The sequence below is a fragment of the Formosa sp. F44 genome (assembly GCF_056238645.1).
Map to the genome: position 1 here is coordinate 872,887 of NZ_JBWDLJ010000002.1, position 17,382 is coordinate 890,268.

General features: G+C 34.1%; 18 protein-coding genes. 9 read left to right on the top strand and 9 right to left on the bottom strand.

The features are described 5' to 3' along the window. Positions 1–106: 106 nt before the first annotated feature. Positions 107–736, top strand: coding sequence for a 16S rRNA (guanine(527)-N(7))-methyltransferase RsmG (rsmG, locus tag AC0UBM_RS08810; protein WP_475688377.1), 630 nt, complete (start codon positions 107–109; stop codon positions 734–736). Here rsmG and AC0UBM_RS08815 read toward each other — a convergent pair whose 3' ends face one another. From AC0UBM_RS08815 to AC0UBM_RS08835, 5 genes are all read right to left on the bottom strand, one after another. Beyond that, a complete protein-coding gene (locus tag AC0UBM_RS08815) occupies positions 737–1,852 on the bottom strand; it encodes a lactonase family protein (protein WP_475688378.1) in 1,116 nt (371 codons plus the stop codon). A gap of 142 nt (positions 1,853–1,994) precedes the next feature. Beyond that, positions 1,995–3,107: a lactonase family protein gene (locus tag AC0UBM_RS08820; protein WP_475688379.1), complete on the bottom strand. Its 1,113-nt coding sequence runs from the start codon at positions 3,105–3,107 to the stop codon at positions 1,995–1,997. Between the two features lie 119 nt (positions 3,108–3,226). Continuing rightward, positions 3,227–4,855: an L-glutamate gamma-semialdehyde dehydrogenase gene (gene pruA, locus AC0UBM_RS08825; RefSeq protein ID WP_475688380.1), complete on the bottom strand. Its 1,629-nt coding sequence runs from the start codon at positions 4,853–4,855 to the stop codon at positions 3,227–3,229. Between the two features lie 167 nt (positions 4,856–5,022). Then, positions 5,023–5,409, bottom strand: coding sequence for a Co2+/Mg2+ efflux protein ApaG (gene apaG, locus AC0UBM_RS08830; RefSeq protein WP_414036205.1), 387 nt, complete (start codon positions 5,407–5,409; stop codon positions 5,023–5,025). 98 nt (positions 5,410–5,507) lie between these two features. Continuing rightward, positions 5,508–6,764, bottom strand: coding sequence for a type IX secretion system plug protein (locus AC0UBM_RS08835; protein WP_475688381.1), 1,257 nt, complete (start codon positions 6,762–6,764; stop codon positions 5,508–5,510). 194 nt (positions 6,765–6,958) lie between these two features. On the opposite strand from AC0UBM_RS08835, the gene AC0UBM_RS08840 reads away from it, so the two are divergent. The 8 genes from AC0UBM_RS08840 (at position 6,959) to AC0UBM_RS08875 (ending at position 14,704) form a co-directional block, all read left to right on the top strand. Then, positions 6,959–8,314, top strand: coding sequence for a Na(+)-translocating NADH-quinone reductase subunit A (locus tag AC0UBM_RS08840; protein ID WP_414036203.1), 1,356 nt, complete (start codon positions 6,959–6,961; stop codon positions 8,312–8,314). A gap of 2 nt (positions 8,315–8,316) precedes the next feature. Beyond that, a complete protein-coding gene (locus AC0UBM_RS08845) occupies positions 8,317–9,516 on the top strand; it encodes an NADH:ubiquinone reductase (Na(+)-transporting) subunit B (RefSeq protein ID WP_414036202.1) in 1,200 nt (399 codons plus the stop codon). Between the two features lie 2 nt (positions 9,517–9,518). After that, entirely contained in the window at positions 9,519–10,271 is a 753-nt protein-coding gene (locus AC0UBM_RS08850) for a Na(+)-translocating NADH-quinone reductase subunit C (protein WP_414036201.1), read from the top strand. Between the two features lie 3 nt (positions 10,272–10,274). Further along, on the top strand, positions 10,275–10,922 hold the full coding sequence (locus tag AC0UBM_RS08855) for an NADH:ubiquinone reductase (Na(+)-transporting) subunit D (RefSeq protein WP_382384132.1): 648 nt from the start codon (positions 10,275–10,277) through the stop codon (positions 10,920–10,922). A 40-nt stretch (positions 10,923–10,962) separates the two neighbouring features. Beyond that, entirely contained in the window at positions 10,963–11,679 is a 717-nt protein-coding gene (nqrE, locus tag AC0UBM_RS08860; RefSeq protein ID WP_414036200.1) for an NADH:ubiquinone reductase (Na(+)-transporting) subunit E, read from the top strand. Between the two features lie 6 nt (positions 11,680–11,685). Beyond that, the gene (gene nqrF / locus AC0UBM_RS08865; RefSeq protein ID WP_414036199.1) at positions 11,686–13,002 is read left to right on the top strand and encodes an NADH:ubiquinone reductase (Na(+)-transporting) subunit F; all 1,317 of its coding nucleotides are present in this window, start codon (positions 11,686–11,688) and stop codon (positions 13,000–13,002) included. A 340-nt stretch (positions 13,003–13,342) separates the two neighbouring features. After that, the gene (locus tag AC0UBM_RS08870) at positions 13,343–13,720 is read left to right on the top strand and encodes a Na(+)-translocating NADH-quinone reductase subunit F (protein ID WP_475688382.1); all 378 of its coding nucleotides are present in this window, start codon (positions 13,343–13,345) and stop codon (positions 13,718–13,720) included. Then, the gene (locus AC0UBM_RS08875; RefSeq protein WP_475688383.1) at positions 13,721–14,704 is read left to right on the top strand and encodes an FAD:protein FMN transferase; all 984 of its coding nucleotides are present in this window, start codon (positions 13,721–13,723) and stop codon (positions 14,702–14,704) included. A 17-nt stretch (positions 14,705–14,721) separates the two neighbouring features. Here the strand turns inward: AC0UBM_RS08875 and AC0UBM_RS08880 are convergent, their stop codons facing one another. The 4 genes from AC0UBM_RS08880 to AC0UBM_RS08895 all read right to left on the bottom strand — a co-directional run bounded on the left by AC0UBM_RS08880 (position 14,722) and on the right by AC0UBM_RS08895 (position 17,373). Then, the gene (locus tag AC0UBM_RS08880; protein WP_475688384.1) at positions 14,722–15,093 is read right to left on the bottom strand and encodes a DUF423 domain-containing protein; all 372 of its coding nucleotides are present in this window, start codon (positions 15,091–15,093) and stop codon (positions 14,722–14,724) included. A 14-nt stretch (positions 15,094–15,107) separates the two neighbouring features. Further along, positions 15,108–15,872 carry a class I SAM-dependent methyltransferase gene (locus AC0UBM_RS08885; RefSeq protein ID WP_475688385.1) on the bottom strand — a complete coding sequence of 255 codons (765 nt, stop codon included), beginning with the start codon at positions 15,870–15,872 and terminating at the stop codon, positions 15,108–15,110. Further along, a complete protein-coding gene (map, locus tag AC0UBM_RS08890) occupies positions 15,872–16,690 on the bottom strand; it encodes a type I methionyl aminopeptidase (protein ID WP_434037679.1) in 819 nt (272 codons plus the stop codon). Before map ends, AC0UBM_RS08885 begins: the two co-directional genes overlap by 1 nt. Positions 16,691–16,956: 266 nt before the next feature. Beyond that, positions 16,957–17,373: a BT0820 family HAD-type phosphatase gene (locus AC0UBM_RS08895; protein ID WP_414036193.1), complete on the bottom strand. Its 417-nt coding sequence runs from the start codon at positions 17,371–17,373 to the stop codon at positions 16,957–16,959. Positions 17,374–17,382 lie beyond the last annotated feature (9 nt).

Below are 17,382 nucleotides of genomic sequence, written 5' to 3' on the forward strand. Positions count from 1 at the left end.
GAGGTTGCTGTTTTGGGCAAAGATAATTAATAATGCGTCGCAACTTATTATTTAAATCATAAAAAAATGCCATTAAAAAGTATATTTTTGTCAAAAATTATATGAAATGGAGCTTATTTTAAAGTATTTCCCGGATTTAACTGACGATCAAATTTCTAAGTTTCAAAAACTAGAAAGCTTATATCAGGACTGGAATTTAAAGATTAATGTAGTATCTAGAAAAGATATAGACGAGTTGTATTTGCGACATGTTTTGCACTCTTTGGGTATTGCCAAGCTTATTTCATTTAAGGATGGCTCTAAATTAATGGACGTTGGAACGGGTGGTGGTTTTCCTGGAATTCCGCTAGCTATACTCTTTCCAGAGTGTTCGTTTCATTTAGTAGATAGTATTGCTAAAAAATTAAAAGTTGTTGCTGAGGTTGTTGAAGGTTTAGGATTAACCAACGTGAAAATTACACATAGTCGTGTAGAAGAAATAGACGATAAATACGATTTTATTGTAAGTCGTGCCGTTGCTGCCATGCCTACTTTTGTGCATTGGACTAAAGGTAAAGTTGCTAAAACACAGCAAAACGAATTAAAAAACGGTATTATCTATCTTAAAGGTGGCGATTTAACCGAAGAACTTCAAGATTATAAGACCGTTTCTATATATGATTTGAATGATTATTTCGAAGAGGATTTTTTCGATACCAAGAAAATCGTGCATCTTCCAATAAAGTATAAAGGTTAATTACTGAAAAAGAATAAAAGAAGGGGTAGGCGATTTAATTTCATCTACAAAGGTTAATATACCTGTTTCTTTATTTCTTTTATATGACACTAAATTATCTGAATTGCGATTGGCAACAACTACAAATTTTTCGTCTGGAGATAATGAAAAATTTCGTGGTGTTTCACCTCTAGTTGGTTCATGGCCTACCAAGGTTAACGAGCCATCCTTACGGTTTACTTTAAAAACCGCAATGCTGTTATGTCCGCGATTAGAAGTGTATAAAAATAAGCCATCAGAAGAAATGTGTATATCTGCACTAGTTGATGAGGCTGTGAAATCTGAAGGTAAAGTTTTCGTGCTTTCTTTCTTCTCATATTGTCCTGTCGCTAATCTTTCAATTTTGGTTACCGTATTGTTTAATTCATTTAACACATAAATCCATTTGTTGTTTGGATGAAACGTTAGGTGTCTTGGTCCAGCACCTTCTTCCATAGCCAAGGTATCCGGAGTACTAAGATTTAATGTGTTAGTATTTTTGTCTATGTTGTAAAACCATAAACTATTGGTACCTAAATCTACCGAAATTATGTCGTCGCTATTTGGAACACTGTAAACCGCGTGTGCATGCGGACCTTCTTGTCTAGATGTGGTTCCTTTTCCTGTATGCTGCTGTACACTTAATGTATCGCTTAAATGTCCATTTTGGTCTAGATGTAGGAGGCTAACATTGCCACTTCCATAATTTGCTGCTAAAACGTAGTTGTCTTTAGTTGTGGCTACAAAGCAAGGGTTCATACCTCCAGACGGCATGATATTATTTAAAATTAAAGAGTCGCCTTCAATGGTGAAAGATGATATTGATCCCGGTTTTGGATCTAATTTATTTGCGGCGATTAGGTGTTTTTTATCTGCAGAAAAGCTTAAAAATGAAGGGCTTTCTGCTAGGGTTTGTAATCCTATTTCTGAAAAAAATCCTTCGGAATTTAATTTGTATTTATAAATCCCTTTACTGTCCTTATTAGTATAAGATCCCACGTAAAACGAAATACCATCCGATTGTATTTCTGGAGTTGATTTCTTGGAATTACAACTTAAAATAAGGCCTAAACATAAAATTGAAAGAAACGTTTTCATAGATAATAGGTTTTGGTATAATACGAAGTATCTCTATTTTTATTAGGAGATAAATCGAGTTATAAATTCTAAAATGACTTCAATGCATGTACCGTAAAATTAATTAAAATGTACTAAAGCTAAAACATTGTTTTACATATAATTATTCAAATAATACGCAAACAGGAGTTGGTGCGTTAATTTCATCTACAAATTGTAAAGCACCTGTTTTTTTATCTCTTTTAAAAGACACTAGATTGTCTGAAGTCTGATTAGCTACAACTATATAATCATTTGAAGGTGATAACGAAAAATTTCTAGGATCTTTTCCGTGGGTCGATTCATGTGCTATAAAAGTTAGAGTTCCGTTAGTTTTGTTCACTTTGTAAATGGCAATACTATTATGTCCTCGATTGGAAGTGTATAGAAATAATCCATCATTTGACATGTGAATATCTGCGCTAGTATTTTCTTTCTTATAATTTGAAGGTAATGTAGAGATACTTTCTTCTATAGTATATGCTCTATTAGATGATTTTTCTATGCGAGTGACTGTATTATCTAATTCATTTAAAACGTAGATCCATTTAGAATTTGGATGAAATGCTAAATGTCTTGGTCCCGCTCCTTCAGCCATATCTAAAACCAATGGTTCTATAGGTTGTAAGGTGTTAGATATAGTGTCGATTTTAGAAAACCATAATTGGTTTGTTCCTAAATCTATCGAAATTATAGTATTGCTATTGGGTTCGAACCAAGCCGAATGGGCATGTGGAGATTCCTGTCTGCTAGTCGTGCCTTTACCAGTGTGTTTTTGTGTTGCTAATAACTCACTTAAAGAACCATCTTCTTTACTACTATGAAGTCCTACTGTTCCGCTTGAGTAGTTTGCCGTTATAATATAATCATCGGAACTGGTAGCCACATAACACGGATTTGTCCCGCCAGATGAGATTGTGTTTTTAAAAATTAAAGTATCATGTTCTATGGAAAAAGAGGTGATTGCTCCAGAGTTTTCAACATCTATTTCATTCGCAACAATAAGATTTTCTTTGTTAGAACTAAAAGTTAAAAACGATGGATTTTCTGTAACGGCTTTTAAACCTAAACTTTTAAATGTCCCATCGGAATTAAGCTCGTATTTATAAATACCTTTACTGTCCTTTGTAGTGTAAGTCCCAACATAAAATGGAAAACTGTCTGGTTTAGTTGCAGATTTATTTGTGTTGCAACTTGTAATAAAAATAAAGCTTAAAATAAATATAACGATTTTCATTTGGTATGAATTGTTTGTAAAACGAAGAAACAGTTTTTAAGAGTAACTAACAAATAGGGCGTAAAAAAAGAAGCCTGTCTAAAAGGTAGACAGGCTTATCATAATTATACTTTAAATTACTATTCGCCTAAGAATGGGTAACGGTAATCTGTAGGTGTAACAAATGTTTCTTTAATCATTCGTGGAGAAATCCAACGTAATAAGTTTTGCGGACTTCCAGCTTTGTCGTTTGTTCCTGAAGCTCTAGCGCCTCCAAATGGTTGCATTCCAACAACAGCACCAGTAGGCTTGTCGTTAATATAGAAGTTTCCGGCTGCATTTTGTAATGCGGTAGTAGCCTCTATAACAGCATAGCGATCTTGTGCAAGAATGGCACCTGTTAAGGCGTATTCGCTAGTTTCATCTACTAATTTTAGAGTTTCGCTATAGGCATCATCTTCATATACGTATATAGTTATAACAGGGCCAAAAAGCTCTGTACTCATTGTAGTATATTTTGGGTTTGTAGTTAAGATTACAGTAGGTTCTATAAAATATCCTTTGCTCTTATCGTAACCACCACCAACAATGATTTCGGCATCTTTGTCTGCTTTAGCTTGATCTATGTATTTAGCTAATTTATCGAAAGACCCTTCGTGAATAACGGCTGTTACAAAATTAGACATGTCTTCTGGAGATCCTTGTTTAAAAGAGTTTACATCTTCTATAACGTAACCTTTAACTTCTTCCCAAATGCTTTTTGCAATATATGCACGAGATGCAGCACTACATTTTTGACCTTGGAATTCAAAAGCACCCCTTACAATAGCAGTAGCTACTTGTTTAGGTTTTGCAGTTTTATGCGCAACAATAAAGTCTTTTCCACCAGTTTCTCCTACAATTCTAGGATATGTTTTATAGTTGTGAATGTTGTTTCCTATTTTTTTCCAAAGTTCTTTAAATACATATGTAGAACCTGTAAAGTGTAAACCAGAGAAATCTGGACTAGACATAACAACATCGGTAATCATTTCTGCATCACCAAATACTACATTAATAACTCCAGCAGGCACACCTGCTTCTTCAAAAACATCCATAATTACTTTTGCAGAATATACTTGGCTGTCACTTGGTTTCCAAACTACAACATTTCCCATTAATGCCATACATGCAGGTAAATTTCCAGCAATAGCAGTAAAGTTAAACGGGGTTACGGCATAGGTGAAACCTTCTAATGGTCTGTATTCAATTTTATTCCAAGCATCACTTGTGCTTTCTGGTTGATCATGATAGATATCTGTCATGAACTGTACATTGAAACGTAAAAAATCTATTAATTCACAGGCCGAGTCAATTTCAGCTTGATGAATAGTTTTAGACTGCGCAATCATAGTTGCGGCATTAATTTTATCACGGTATGGGCCTTGGATAAGTTCGGCTGCTTTTAAGAAAATTCCAGCTCTGTGTTCCCATGGCATATCAGCCCACGCTTTTCTCGCTTCTAGAGCAGTAGAAATAGCTTCTTCTACGTGAGATTTTTCGGCTAAATGGTACTGACCAACAATATGTTTATGATCGTGTGGAGGAGACATAGTTCTGGTATTTCCAGTTTTTACATCTTTTCCGTTAATATATAAAGGTACATCAACTTTGCTATTAAAAAGTTCCTTGTAAGTCGCTAGAACAGATTCACGTTCTGGGCTTCCTGGAGCATAACTTCTTACTGGTTCGTTAATGGCAATTGGTGTATTGAAAAATCCTTTTCCCATAATAATTTGAGTTTTATATTGTGTTATGTTTTATCCAAATTTACAATTTTTTAATCGGAAAAGGGGTGGCATATTTTCCTAAAACAGCGTTAAATTTGGATATTTTTTATTTTTAAAACCTAATAATTGTGAGAATGATAAAATCGGATAAAACTTAAAACGACACCTTAGTTTATGGCAAACGGTGCGCTAAGCTTAAAACTAGGAATATAAACTTTGAAGTTTTTGGCACTGTTTAAATTTATCATGTTGTAAAATCCGTACATGGCTCCAAATGGAGACGTAAGCATGCAACCAGATCTGTAAGTGTGAGATTGTCCTGGTTTTAATACGGGTTTGTAGCCAATAACACCTTCTCCAGAAACTGTTTCTACACTATTTAAGGCATCGAGAATCGTCCAGTGTCTTGCGTTAAGCTGCACGGTATCTTTACTTTGGTTTTCAATAGTAATTTCATATTGAAAAGCATACTGTATTTTATAATGTCTATAAAATGTTCCTTCGAACGATGTTTCTACCGAAATTTTTATACCTCTTGTTACCTGTTGAACCATATTCTTATTAGATAAAGCGTGAGTTTTCTAAAGTAAAAATACGAATTTAATTTGTATAACTAGAATTGTGCCCTAATCACGTGCCAATTTTAAGGTTGCTAATTGGAAATGTTAACCGAACTGGCTTCTCCAACGCCAATAATCTTATCGTATCTCCCACCAAGATCACGGTAATACACTATAACTTTGTAATCATTTTCTGTTTGGTAAAAATTTCCGCTAATTTCTCCTTCATCAATTTTACCAGAATCTTCTTGAGTGACAAATTTGTAATTGTAAAAACCTTGTTTTAACAGTATGGTATTTTCGTATATCCCTTTGTCTGGATTGTACGTCATTTTAGTACGTTCATTTAAGGTGTAATTATTAAAATTACCATATACATAAACAGATTTGTCCATAGGGAATTCGTCTGCTTTTAATGAAAAATGAACCCATGCGTAATCTGCTTCAATACTTGGGTCTGTCGAGTCTATGTTATTAATAACAAAATTCCCGTTAATGTCGGGATTGTAAGTATAAGGTAAGTTCTTGCGCACAACATTGGTGTACAGATACGTATTGTAAAGGTCTTGTAAGTCGACAAAATTGATACCACTATTAGCCACACGAATTTCTTTATTCTCGAAATATAAATATTCGTTGCCTGCCCAAAAGGTAGTTTCCTTATTATATTTATAAATTAAATCCGATCCCATTGTGTACATGGGTTTAACATTATCTATGGCTGTATTTAAATTATTATTCTGAATTATTGTTGTTTTAACTGTTTGTAGCGGATTATTAAATTCGATAGTGTTTGAATTTATAATAATATCTACAGTGTGTTTTTCGTTGAAATATTTAACATCTCTCGATAGTTTTATAGTGACTCCAACATTTGCTCCGCCTTCATTAATCATAAATTTTCTAGAGAACATGAGTGCGTCACTTTCATCATAAATTTTAATCATATAATTTCCAGATAACTTTAAACTTCTAACTTGATCATTCGGAATAGAAAGTACATAATGGGAATAAATTTGATAGGTGTTAAAAGAGTTTTCGTAATTAACGATACGTTGCTTGTCAAATCCGTCTATATATTCCGAACGCATTAAATTTGTTGAAGGTGTCCAGTCGTAATTAAAATGTTCTATAGTGTAATAATAATCGTCTTCGTTTCCGTTAAGAACGTCAAACTCCAGTTGTACGGGGTCTCCAAGGTTTATAATAGGAAGTACGCTAATATCGGTTTGACCTTTAAATGTAATGGTGCCAATATAATCTGGAGGAGCAGTTTCGTATTCGACTTGAGAGAATCCTAAATTATAAATTAGAGAAATCAAAAGAAACAAGCTTACTTTTCTGTGCATTATTATGAATTTATTGAAGTAAATATACATAAAATTAGAGTCTTAAATATTTCAATTATTTAGAATAATTATAAATAAACAAGATATATGGTATTTCATATGGTTTTACCTTTTTATTCTTAAATTTGCGAGGATTTTTCAAACGATAATGTGTTGAAATCAGTATAACTATTATTAATAAATAGATTTATAATATGTCAAACGACATTAAAATTACAAAAGGTCTAGACATTAAACTTAAAGGTGAAGCCGAAAAGGCTTTAGAGAGTGCTGTTATAAGCAATTCTTATACCTTAAGGCCTGAAGACTTTCATGGTGTTATTCCGAAATTAGTTGCTAGAGTTGGAGATAAAGTAAAAGCAGGAGGTCCTGTTTTTTACGATAAAGCCAACGAAACGGTTCAGTTTGTTTCTCCTGTTTCTGGAGAAGTTGTTGATGTTTTACGTGGTGAAAAACGTAAAATCTTAGCAATTAAAATTCAAGCAGACAAGACGCAAACTTACCAGGAAAACGAAAAAATAAATGTAAATTCTGCAACTGCCGAAGCTATAAGTTTATACTTACAGCAGGCTGGGTGTTGGCCGTTTATTAAACAACGTCCATACGATGTTATTGCAAATCCTACAAAACAGCCAAAAGCTATTTTTGTTTCGGGTTACGATAGCGCACCTTTAGCAGCAGATTTAGATTTTGTTTTACAAGGTAAAGAAGCCGAATTACAGGCGGCTATTACTGCTCTAGGAAAGTTAACTTCGGGAGCTGTGCATGTGTCTGTTAAAAATGGATCAAATTCTCCTCTTGCAGGTTTATCTGGCGTTTCTGTTCACAAATTATCTGGGCCACATCCTGTTGGAAATGTGGGGACTCAAATTAATAAGATTGATCCGGTAAATAAGGGTGAAGTGGTTTGGACTATCAATGCACAAGATCTTGTCATTATTGGAGAATTGTTATTAACAGGTAAATTTAATGCAGAGCGTATTGTTGCTTTGGTTGGATCTGCGGTTAAAAAACCTAGATATTTTAAAACAAAAATAGCTAGCGAAATTTCTACAATTATTTACGATAATGGTATCGAACAAAACGGAAATAATCGTATTATTTCTGGTAATGTATTGTCAGGAAAACAAGTAAAACCAGATGGAAATTTAGATTACTATAGTAATTTAATTACTGTAATTCCAGAAGGAGATGATTACGAGTTTTTTGGATGGAACAAGCCAGTATTTAATAAGATTTCTCAATCTAGAGCCTTAACATTCTCTTGGTTAAGTCCGAATAAAAAATACGATTTAAATACAAATACTAACGGAGAACATAGAGCTTTTGTACTTACAGGTAATTTTGAGAAGGTTTTTCCTTTAGATATTTTTCCTTTGCAAATTCTTAAGTCTTGTATGTATTCAGATTTAGATGAAATGGAAGCTCTTGGTATGTACGAAGTTGCTCCAGAAGATTTTGCGTTAACAGAATTCGTTTGTGTATCTAAACAACCACATCAAGAAATTATTCGAAAAGGTTTAGATGTAATGATTAAAGAAATAGGATAATCATGGGTTTAAAAAGTAATTTACATAATTTAAAAGAGAAGTATAAAGGTACCAAGATGGCGCCAGCGTTTAATGCTTTGCATACGTTTTTATACTTACCAAATGAGACAACCCATAATGGTACTCATATAAAAGTAGCCGACGATTTAAAGCGTACTATGAATACAGTAATCATGGCCATGATTCCATGTTTAATATTCGGTATGTTTAACGCAGGTTACCAACATTTCTTAGCTTCTGGTGCTCCTGTAGAGTTTTTGTCATGGGATGCATTTTACATTGGTTTAATAAAAGTTTTACCATTAGTAGTGGTGTCTTACGGTGTTGGTTTAGGTATAGAATTTATATTCGCAACCATTAACAATCACGAAGTAGAAGAAGGATACTTAGTAACAGGTATGTTAGTGCCTTTAATTGTGCCTATAGATATTCCGTTATGGATGCTAGCTGTAGCCGTGGTTTTTGGTGTTGTAATTGGTAAAGAAGTGTTTGGAGGAACAGGGATGAATATCCTTAACCCTGCATTAACCATACGTGCATTCTTATTCTTCGCATATCCAACTTGGATGTCTGGAGATAAAGTTTGGGTTCACGGTGCTGTAGAACGTACTAAAGAAATAGCGGCTGGTGCAAATGTCGATGCCATTTCTGGAGAAACCATTCTAGGTAGCTTAGCTCAGGGACACGAAATACATCATTCTATTGCAGATATGTTCTTTGGATTTATTCCAGGTTCTGTAGGAGAAACATCTACATTCTTAATCCTTTTAGGAGGATTGTTTTTAATCTTTACAAAGATTGGAAGCTGGAGAATTATGTTATCTGCTGTAATGGGTGCACTTGTTATGGGATTAATTTTTAATGGTGTTGTATCATCAGGATGGATTACTGAAACGAGTAAATTCTACACCTTAATGAGTACCGAATTTTGGCATCACTTAATTATTGGTGGATTTGCTTTTGGAGTTGTGTTTATGGCAACAGATCCAGTAACTGCATCTCAAACTAATAAAGGAAAATGGATTTACGGGTTCTTAATCGGATTCTTATCAATTATGATTAGAGTTTTTAACCCAGCATATCCAGAAGGTGTAATGCTTGCAATATTATTAATGAATGTGTTTGCTCCAACTATCGATCATTACATCATTCAAGGTAATGTAAAGAAAAGAATGAAACGTTTAAAAGTAAAAACGGCTTAACAATGGAAAATAGAACAGATAAAAATTCATACACTATTATATTTGCTATAGTGATGGTATTTGTTGTAGGTGCTTTATTAGCCTTTACAGCATCTTCACTAAAGCCGAGAATTGCTGAGAACCAACGTATCGAAAAGCAACAAAATATTTTGTATGCTATGGGTGTAAATGATAATACAGATGGAAGTGCAGTTTTTGTTTCGACAGAAGATGCGCCAGATTTATTTGAAAAATATATCACTAAGCAAATTGTAATTCAAGATGGTGAAACTTCAGAAGATCCTGAAGCTTACTTAATGGATATTAAAAAGGAAAAAGCAACGTCTAGAGACGATGTATCTAAAAGACGTTTACCTATGTTTATTGGAGAAAAGGATGGAGATACTTTCTACGTTATTCCAATTTATGGTAAAGGTTTATGGGATGCTATTTGGGGATATGTTTCTGTAGATAAAGACATGGTAGTTCAAGGTGCATATTTTGACCATAAAGGAGAAACTCCTGGTTTAGGTGCTAACATTAAAGAACGTTTCTTTATGGACGACTTTATCGGGGAGCATTTATTAGATGACGCTGGTAACTTTAAAGGTATCACAGTATCTAAAAGTAATGCTGATCCAAAAAACGAAGATAAAACAGATAATGAGGTTGATGCTATTGCAGGTGCTACTATTACAGGTGATGGTGTTACAGCAATGATAAAAAGTGATTTAAAACTTTACAAGCCTTATTTCGATAACTTAAAAAATAATTAATTTATGGCACTTTTATCAAAAAAAGACACAAAATTAATCACCGATCCGTTAGCGGATAATAACCCGATTACCATTCAGGTATTAGGTATATGTTCTGCTTTAGCAATTACTGCGCAATTAAAAGCATCTATTGTAATGGCAGTTTCGGTAATGGCTGTGCTAGGAATAGGGAATGTTGTAATCTCTTTAATGAGAAACATTATTCCTTCAAAAATTAGAATTATTGTGCAGTTAGTCGTTGTAGCTGCCTTAGTAATTATAGTAGACCAGGTTTTAAAAGCATTCTCATACGAGTTAAGTAAAACCCTTTCTGTATTCGTTGGTTTAATTATTACCAACTGTATTATTATGGGGCGTTTTGAAGCTTTTGCTTTAGCTAACGGACCATGGAGATCGTTCTTGGACGGTATTGGTAACGCTGCTGGTTACGGTTTAATTCTTATTATCGTCGGATTTTTTAGAGAGTTATTAGGTTCTGGTACGTTATTAGGATTTAAAGTATTAGGAGATCCAATCGAAAAAACAGGTTTATACGCTATAGGTTACGAAAACAACGGATTTATGTTGTTATCTCCAATGGCCTTAATTGTTGTTGGAATTATTATATGGGTACAACGTAGTAGAAATAAATCATTAGTAGAAGATCATTAATCAGTATAGGTTTTTAACTTAACTGAAATCTTATAAGAATATGGAACATATAGAATTATTTTTCAAATCAATATTTATAGATAACATGGTATTTGCAACATTCTTAGGAATGTGTTCTTACTTGGCTGTATCTAAAAAAGTAAGTACAGCTGTAGGTTTAGGTGCCGCGGTTATATTTGTACTTGCTATTACTGTGCCTTTAAACTGGTTATTAGATCAGTATATTCTTCAGCCTGGAGCATTAAAATGGTTAGGAGCAGAATATGCAGATTACGATTTAAGTTTCTTATCATTTATTTTATTCATTGCTACTATTGCAACAATGGTTCAATTGGTTGAAATAATTGTAGAGAAATTCTCTCCATCATTATATAATTCATTAGGTATTTTCTTACCGCTTATTGCTGTAAACTGTGCCATTTTAGGAGGGTCGTTATTTATGCAATCTCGTGAAATTCCTACTTTAGGATTAGCTACTACATACGGAGTTGGTTCTGGGATTGGATGGTTTTTAGCGATTTTAGCAATTGCTGCTATTCGTGAAAAAATTAGATATTCTAATGTGCCACCAGCATTAAGAGGATTAGGAATTACGTTTATTATTACTGGATTAATGGCCATCGGATTTATGAGTTTTGGTGGAATGTTAACTGGAGGTGATGAAGGAGGTCTTAAAGAAGGTGACCCTGTAAAAGTTGGAGTTTCTGCACCAGTCAGCGAAAAAGAAATAGCGAATAATACAAAAGAAATCAACTAAGAGATTATGACGATTTTATTAGCAAGTACAACAGGAACAATAATCGCGACGGTAGTAGCTTTTTTAATTATTACTTTAGTTCTAGTAAGTTTATTATTGTTTGTTAAACAGAAATTATCACCATCTGGTCCTGTAAAGATCACAATTAATGGTGAACGTGAAATAGAAGTTGGTTCTGGAGGTAGTTTACTATCTACTTTAGGGGCACAAAAGATATTCTTACCATCGGCTTGTGGTGGAGGAGGAACTTGTATACAATGCGAGTGTCACGTAATATCTGGTGGAGGTGAAGCTTTACCTACTGAAACACCTCACTTTTCAAGAAAAGAATTAGCACATGGTGCACGTTTATCTTGTCAGGTGAAAGTGAAACAGGACATGGAAATTACCATTCCAGAAGAAATTTTCGGAATTAAAAAATGGGAAGCTACAGTAGTATCAAACTACAATGTTGCCACATTTATTAAAGAATTTGTAGTTGAAATTCCTGAGGATATGAACTACAAAGCTGGAGGATATATTCAAATTGAAATCCCTAACTGTGAGATTAAATATTCTGATATGGATATTAGTGCACACCCAGGAGATCACCCAGGAGAACCAGATAAGTTCGAAGCAGATTGGGATAAGTTTGGTTTAAGACCTTTAGTTATGAAAAATAACGAACTTGTAGAGAGAGCCTATTCTATGGCTTCTTATCCTGCAGAAGGACGTAAAATTATGCTTAATGTGCGTGTAGCAACACCGCCTTTCGATCGTGCCAAAGGTGGCTGGATGGATGTAAATCCTGGAGTTGCTTCATCTTATATATTCAACCAAAAAGTTGGAGATAAAGTTGTAATTTCTGGACCTTACGGTGAATTCTTTATCAACGAATCTGATGCAGAAATGCTTTATGTTGGTGGTGGAGCAGGTATGGCACCAATGCGTTCACACTTATATCACCTATTCAGAACGTTAAAAACTGGAAGAAAAGTAACATATTGGTATGGTGGACGTTCTAAAGCAGAATTATTCTATATCCATTACTTTAGAGATTTAGAAAAAGATTTCCCGAACTTTAAATTCTTTATCGCTTTATCAGATCCAACTGAAGCAGATAATTGGAAAGTTAAAAAGGATATTAACGATCCAGAAGGAGACGGATTTACAGGATTTATTCACCAAGTGGTAATCGATCAGTATTTGTCTAAACACGATACACCAGAAGATATAGAATTGTACTTCTGTGGACCCCCATTAATGAACAAAGCCGTTCAGAAAATGGGTGAAGATTTTGGTCTTGACGACGAAAATATCAGATTTGATGACTTTGGAGGTTAATCAATCTCCTTATAATTATACAACCGACTCGAAAGAGTCGGTTTTTTTTTGCTTAAATTATTCTGGATGTATCTATAAATCTTGTTTATTTCCCTAGCGAATTTCGTAATCTTCTCATAGTATTTTAGTTTTGGCCACAATAATTTTCTGCCCTATTTCATTTTCTGATAAGTTTTGCTAATCGCTTTTGAAGTTATATTTCAGAGAATAATCATTTCAAATGGTGCTTTGGGTCACTATTTTGAGTGTTCTTACACTTAAATTGTAAAAAAATGACTATTGTGTCAAATAGTAATTTGAAATTTTAGTTTGAAACATATATTAATCGTAATTTTGCGATATGAGTAAAGCCCTTTCTAAACAAGAGTTACATAATTTAGCTATGAACCACGTTGGTAAAGATTTGGAACAACGGGGATTCGAATTTATAGCCATTAATAGCGAGTTAAAAAGACATCCACAGTTTGTTTGTATCGATAAAACTGGACAATATTTCTTTGTTTGTGTTAAAGCTGTGATTCTCCCAGAAAATCCTAATAATTACGATGTTATTTGGATGGAAACGTTTAAAGATCATGCGCGGTCTAAAGATGCTAAAGTGCTTTACGCTGGTGTTGGATTAGGTAATCCTAACGGGGAAGACCTTCCTATTTATCTTAACGAAGAATATTTAATAGAATATAATGGTATTCAAATTATAGAAACTCATCTCAATTAAATGAAACGCTATTTATTAATTTTTTTAGTTGCACTGTTTATAACATCTTGTAACGATACTAAGGAACATGTGGCATTGTCTGGTCCTGTATTCGGTACATCTTATAATGTGCAGTATTTCTCTGAAGACAGAATAAATTTCCAGCCACAATTTGACAGTATCTTTGGTGTTATTAATCAATCCATGTCAACGTATATTCCAGATTCTGATATTTCAAAGTTGAATAGAAATGAAGCTGTAACTATAGACGAACATTTTACCTATGTCTTTGACGCTTCGAAGTCTATTTACAAAGCCACAAATGGCGCTTTCGATCCTACTATTGGTGTTTTAGTGAATGCATGGAACTTTGGTCCTGAAAAGGAAATAATTGGTTTAGATAGTCTTAAAATAGATAGTTTAATGCTTAGTGTGGGCTTGGATAAAGTAAGACGAAGTAATAATTATATTATTAAGGATAAAGCGGCTACTTATCTCGATTTTAATGCCATTGCTAAAGGATATGGTGTAGATGTTATTGGTAGGTTTTTAGAATCTAAGAATATAACCAATTACTTGGTCGAAATAGGAGGCGAGATTAGAACGCGAGGTATTAATAAAGAAAAAGATAGTCCGTGGAAGGTTGGCGTTGAAATGCCTCATTTTGATGGCTCACAGTCTTTACTTCGTGCTATAGAATTACATGACGAATCTATGGCCACTTCAGGAACCTATAGAAAGTTTAAAGTGGATTTAGATGGAAATAAATATTCACATATTATAGATGCACATTCTGGATATCCAAGTAAAACCAATCTCTTAAGTATTTCTGTTATTGCTGAAAATTGTATGACTGCCGATGGTTATGCCACAGCTTTTAAAGCGATGGGCATAGACGATGTTAAGTCGTTTTTAAAACAACATCCAGAAGTTAAAGTCTTTCTTATTTTTGAAAACAAGAATCAGGAATTAGAAACGTTATCTTTAAACGGCTTTCCTGACTAGTTTTTACGAATTTATGTCTACACAACGTGAAGTAACAATAAAAACCAGCCGCTAACCAAAAGTAAGCCTCCTAGAGGTGTTATCGGACCAAGAACCCTTAGCTTTTTACCCTTAGCTTCCGAAAGGACTAATCCGTATATACTAAAAGAAAACAATATTATTCCAATAGTGAAACACCAGTAAATAGCAGAAGAGAGGGTATCTGTTTTACTGAAACCAAGTATTAGCAAAACAATGGCGTGATACATTTGGTATTTAACTCCTACTTCGAAGCTTTGTAATTGATCTGTCGTTAACATTTTCTTTAAGGCATGTGCGCCAAAAGCTCCAAAAATTACAGATAGCATACCAAATAATGCACCTGTGGCAATAATAGTTTGTGTGGGCATAAAATTCATTTTTCTTATTTGATAACAACGGGAATGACTTCGCCTTTGGCAAGACAAAATCTGGTGATATCAGCTTCGGATAAGGTCTTTGTATAATCTACTTCTTCAACCTTAAATCCGATAGATCGTAGTTTGTCGAAATAATCTTTTCCATAGATACGGACATGATCATACTGGCCAAATATCCTAGCACGTTCTTTTTTATCGGTAATTGAATCGTCTTCAAAAGTAAACGCTCTAGTGAGATCTTGGGGGATTTGGAGTATACCCATTCCTCCCGGTTTAAGTATGCGATATAATTCTTGCATGGCTTTAGTATCGTCTGGGATATGCTCTAAAACGTGATTGCACAGTATAATGTCGAAACTATTATCTTTAAAAGGTAAATTACAGATGTCCGCCTTAACGTCTGCCAGTGGCGACAATAAATCTGTAGTGGTATAATCTAAATTTTTAAGCGCTCTAAAACGTTTGTAAAAGGCTTGTTCTGGAGCAAAGTGAAGTACTTTTTTTGAAGCTGTGAAAAAGTCCGTTTCATTTTTTAAGTACAACCATAACAATCTATGCCGTTCTAACGAGAGCGTAGAAGGAGATAGCACATTGTTTCGCTGTGTACCATAGCCATAAGGCAAAAACGATTTAAAACTTTTCCCATCTATGGGGTCTGTATATGTAGAGCCTTTAAGAGCACTTGCCATAATGGGACGGACCAAGTAACTTAATCGTATAAGTATAGGTCTAGGAATCGTATTTAAAACGAACTTAAAAGCCTTTTTCATTAAAGTACAAACGGCGTTTGTCTAAACTCGTCTTCTTCATTAGTTTCAATGCCTAATGCTTGATGTACATACGCAAAGGTTGAAAGTAATTCTGCTTTACCATCTACAATAGCTACATCGTGTTCAAAATGAGCACTAGGTTTATTGTCTAAAGTGGTAATAGTCCAACCATCACTGTGTTGTTTAATACGTTGTGTTCCTAAATTTATCATAGGTTCTATGGCAACAACCATCCCTTCAACAAATTTTTTCCCACGACCGCGTCTTCCGTAGTTTGGCATTTCCGGATCTTCATGCATATCGCGACCTACACCATGACCTACCAATTCTCTTACGACACCATAACCGTGACCTTCGCAGAAATTCTGAATCGCATAACCTACATCTCCAACACGATTTCCAACTTTTAACTGACGTAAACCTACATAAATAGATTCTCTTGTAACATCAAGTAATTTTTGAGTTTCAGGAGCAATTTCACCTACGGCAAATGTATACGCATGATCACCATAAAAATCGTTTTTAAGCGCACCACAGTCAATTGAAATAATATCACCTTCTTTTAAAGGTGTGTTATTTGGAATACCGTGAACCACTTGATTATTCGGACTCATACACAGGGAGTTCGGAAAATCGTACATGCCTAAAAATCCAGGGTAAGCCCCGTGATCTCGTATAAAAGTTTCTGCAAGTTTATCTAATTCTAAAGTAGTCACACCTGGTTTTACCGCCTTAGCTAATTCACCTAATGTTTTAGATACGATTAAGGCACTCTCGCGCATTAATTCTATTTCTTCTCTTGTTTTTACTATAATCATGTCAATAAAATAAGGTGCAAAGATACTTAAAAATACCTAGTTTATCTCTGTAATAACATAGGAGTTCTGAGCTTTAATTAGGCTTAGAAACTGTTTTTTGTATAAATGATATAAAGAAAGATATTAGCTTGATTCATATAATTGTAGAAAACGATTCATTATTAAAATCTTTAAGTACGCGACAACAGACTTTTATAAAAAATAAATCTCGATCTTGAGTATAGCTACACAAAGACCGAGATTATTATAAATTTGTAAGATTCTTATTATTTACTAAAAAGTGAGGCGAAAAAACCTTTCTTTTTTTCTATTCTATTCGGGTCAAAGTCAGGGTCTGATAATAATTGATAAATTTCACCCCATCCAATAAAACCACCAATATTTCTATCATCTATAAAAATATCGGCATTGATTTTTCTACTCTTTGATTCTTCATACTTTTCTTCAGGAAAACTGCTGTTTACTGCATAGAATTCTATGCCGTTTTCTTTGCAAAACGCAACGGCTTCTTCTAAAGGCCTCCCACATCTATAAGTCCATAATATTAGGCGATGTCCATCTTTTTGCAGACGCTTAAGCGTTTCAAAAGCAAAAGTTTTTGGTTTTCCTATTTTGGGGTAAGCATCTTCGACAACAGTGCCATCGAAGTCTATAGCAAGAATTAGTTTATCTTGAAAAATCATTCAGTAAAT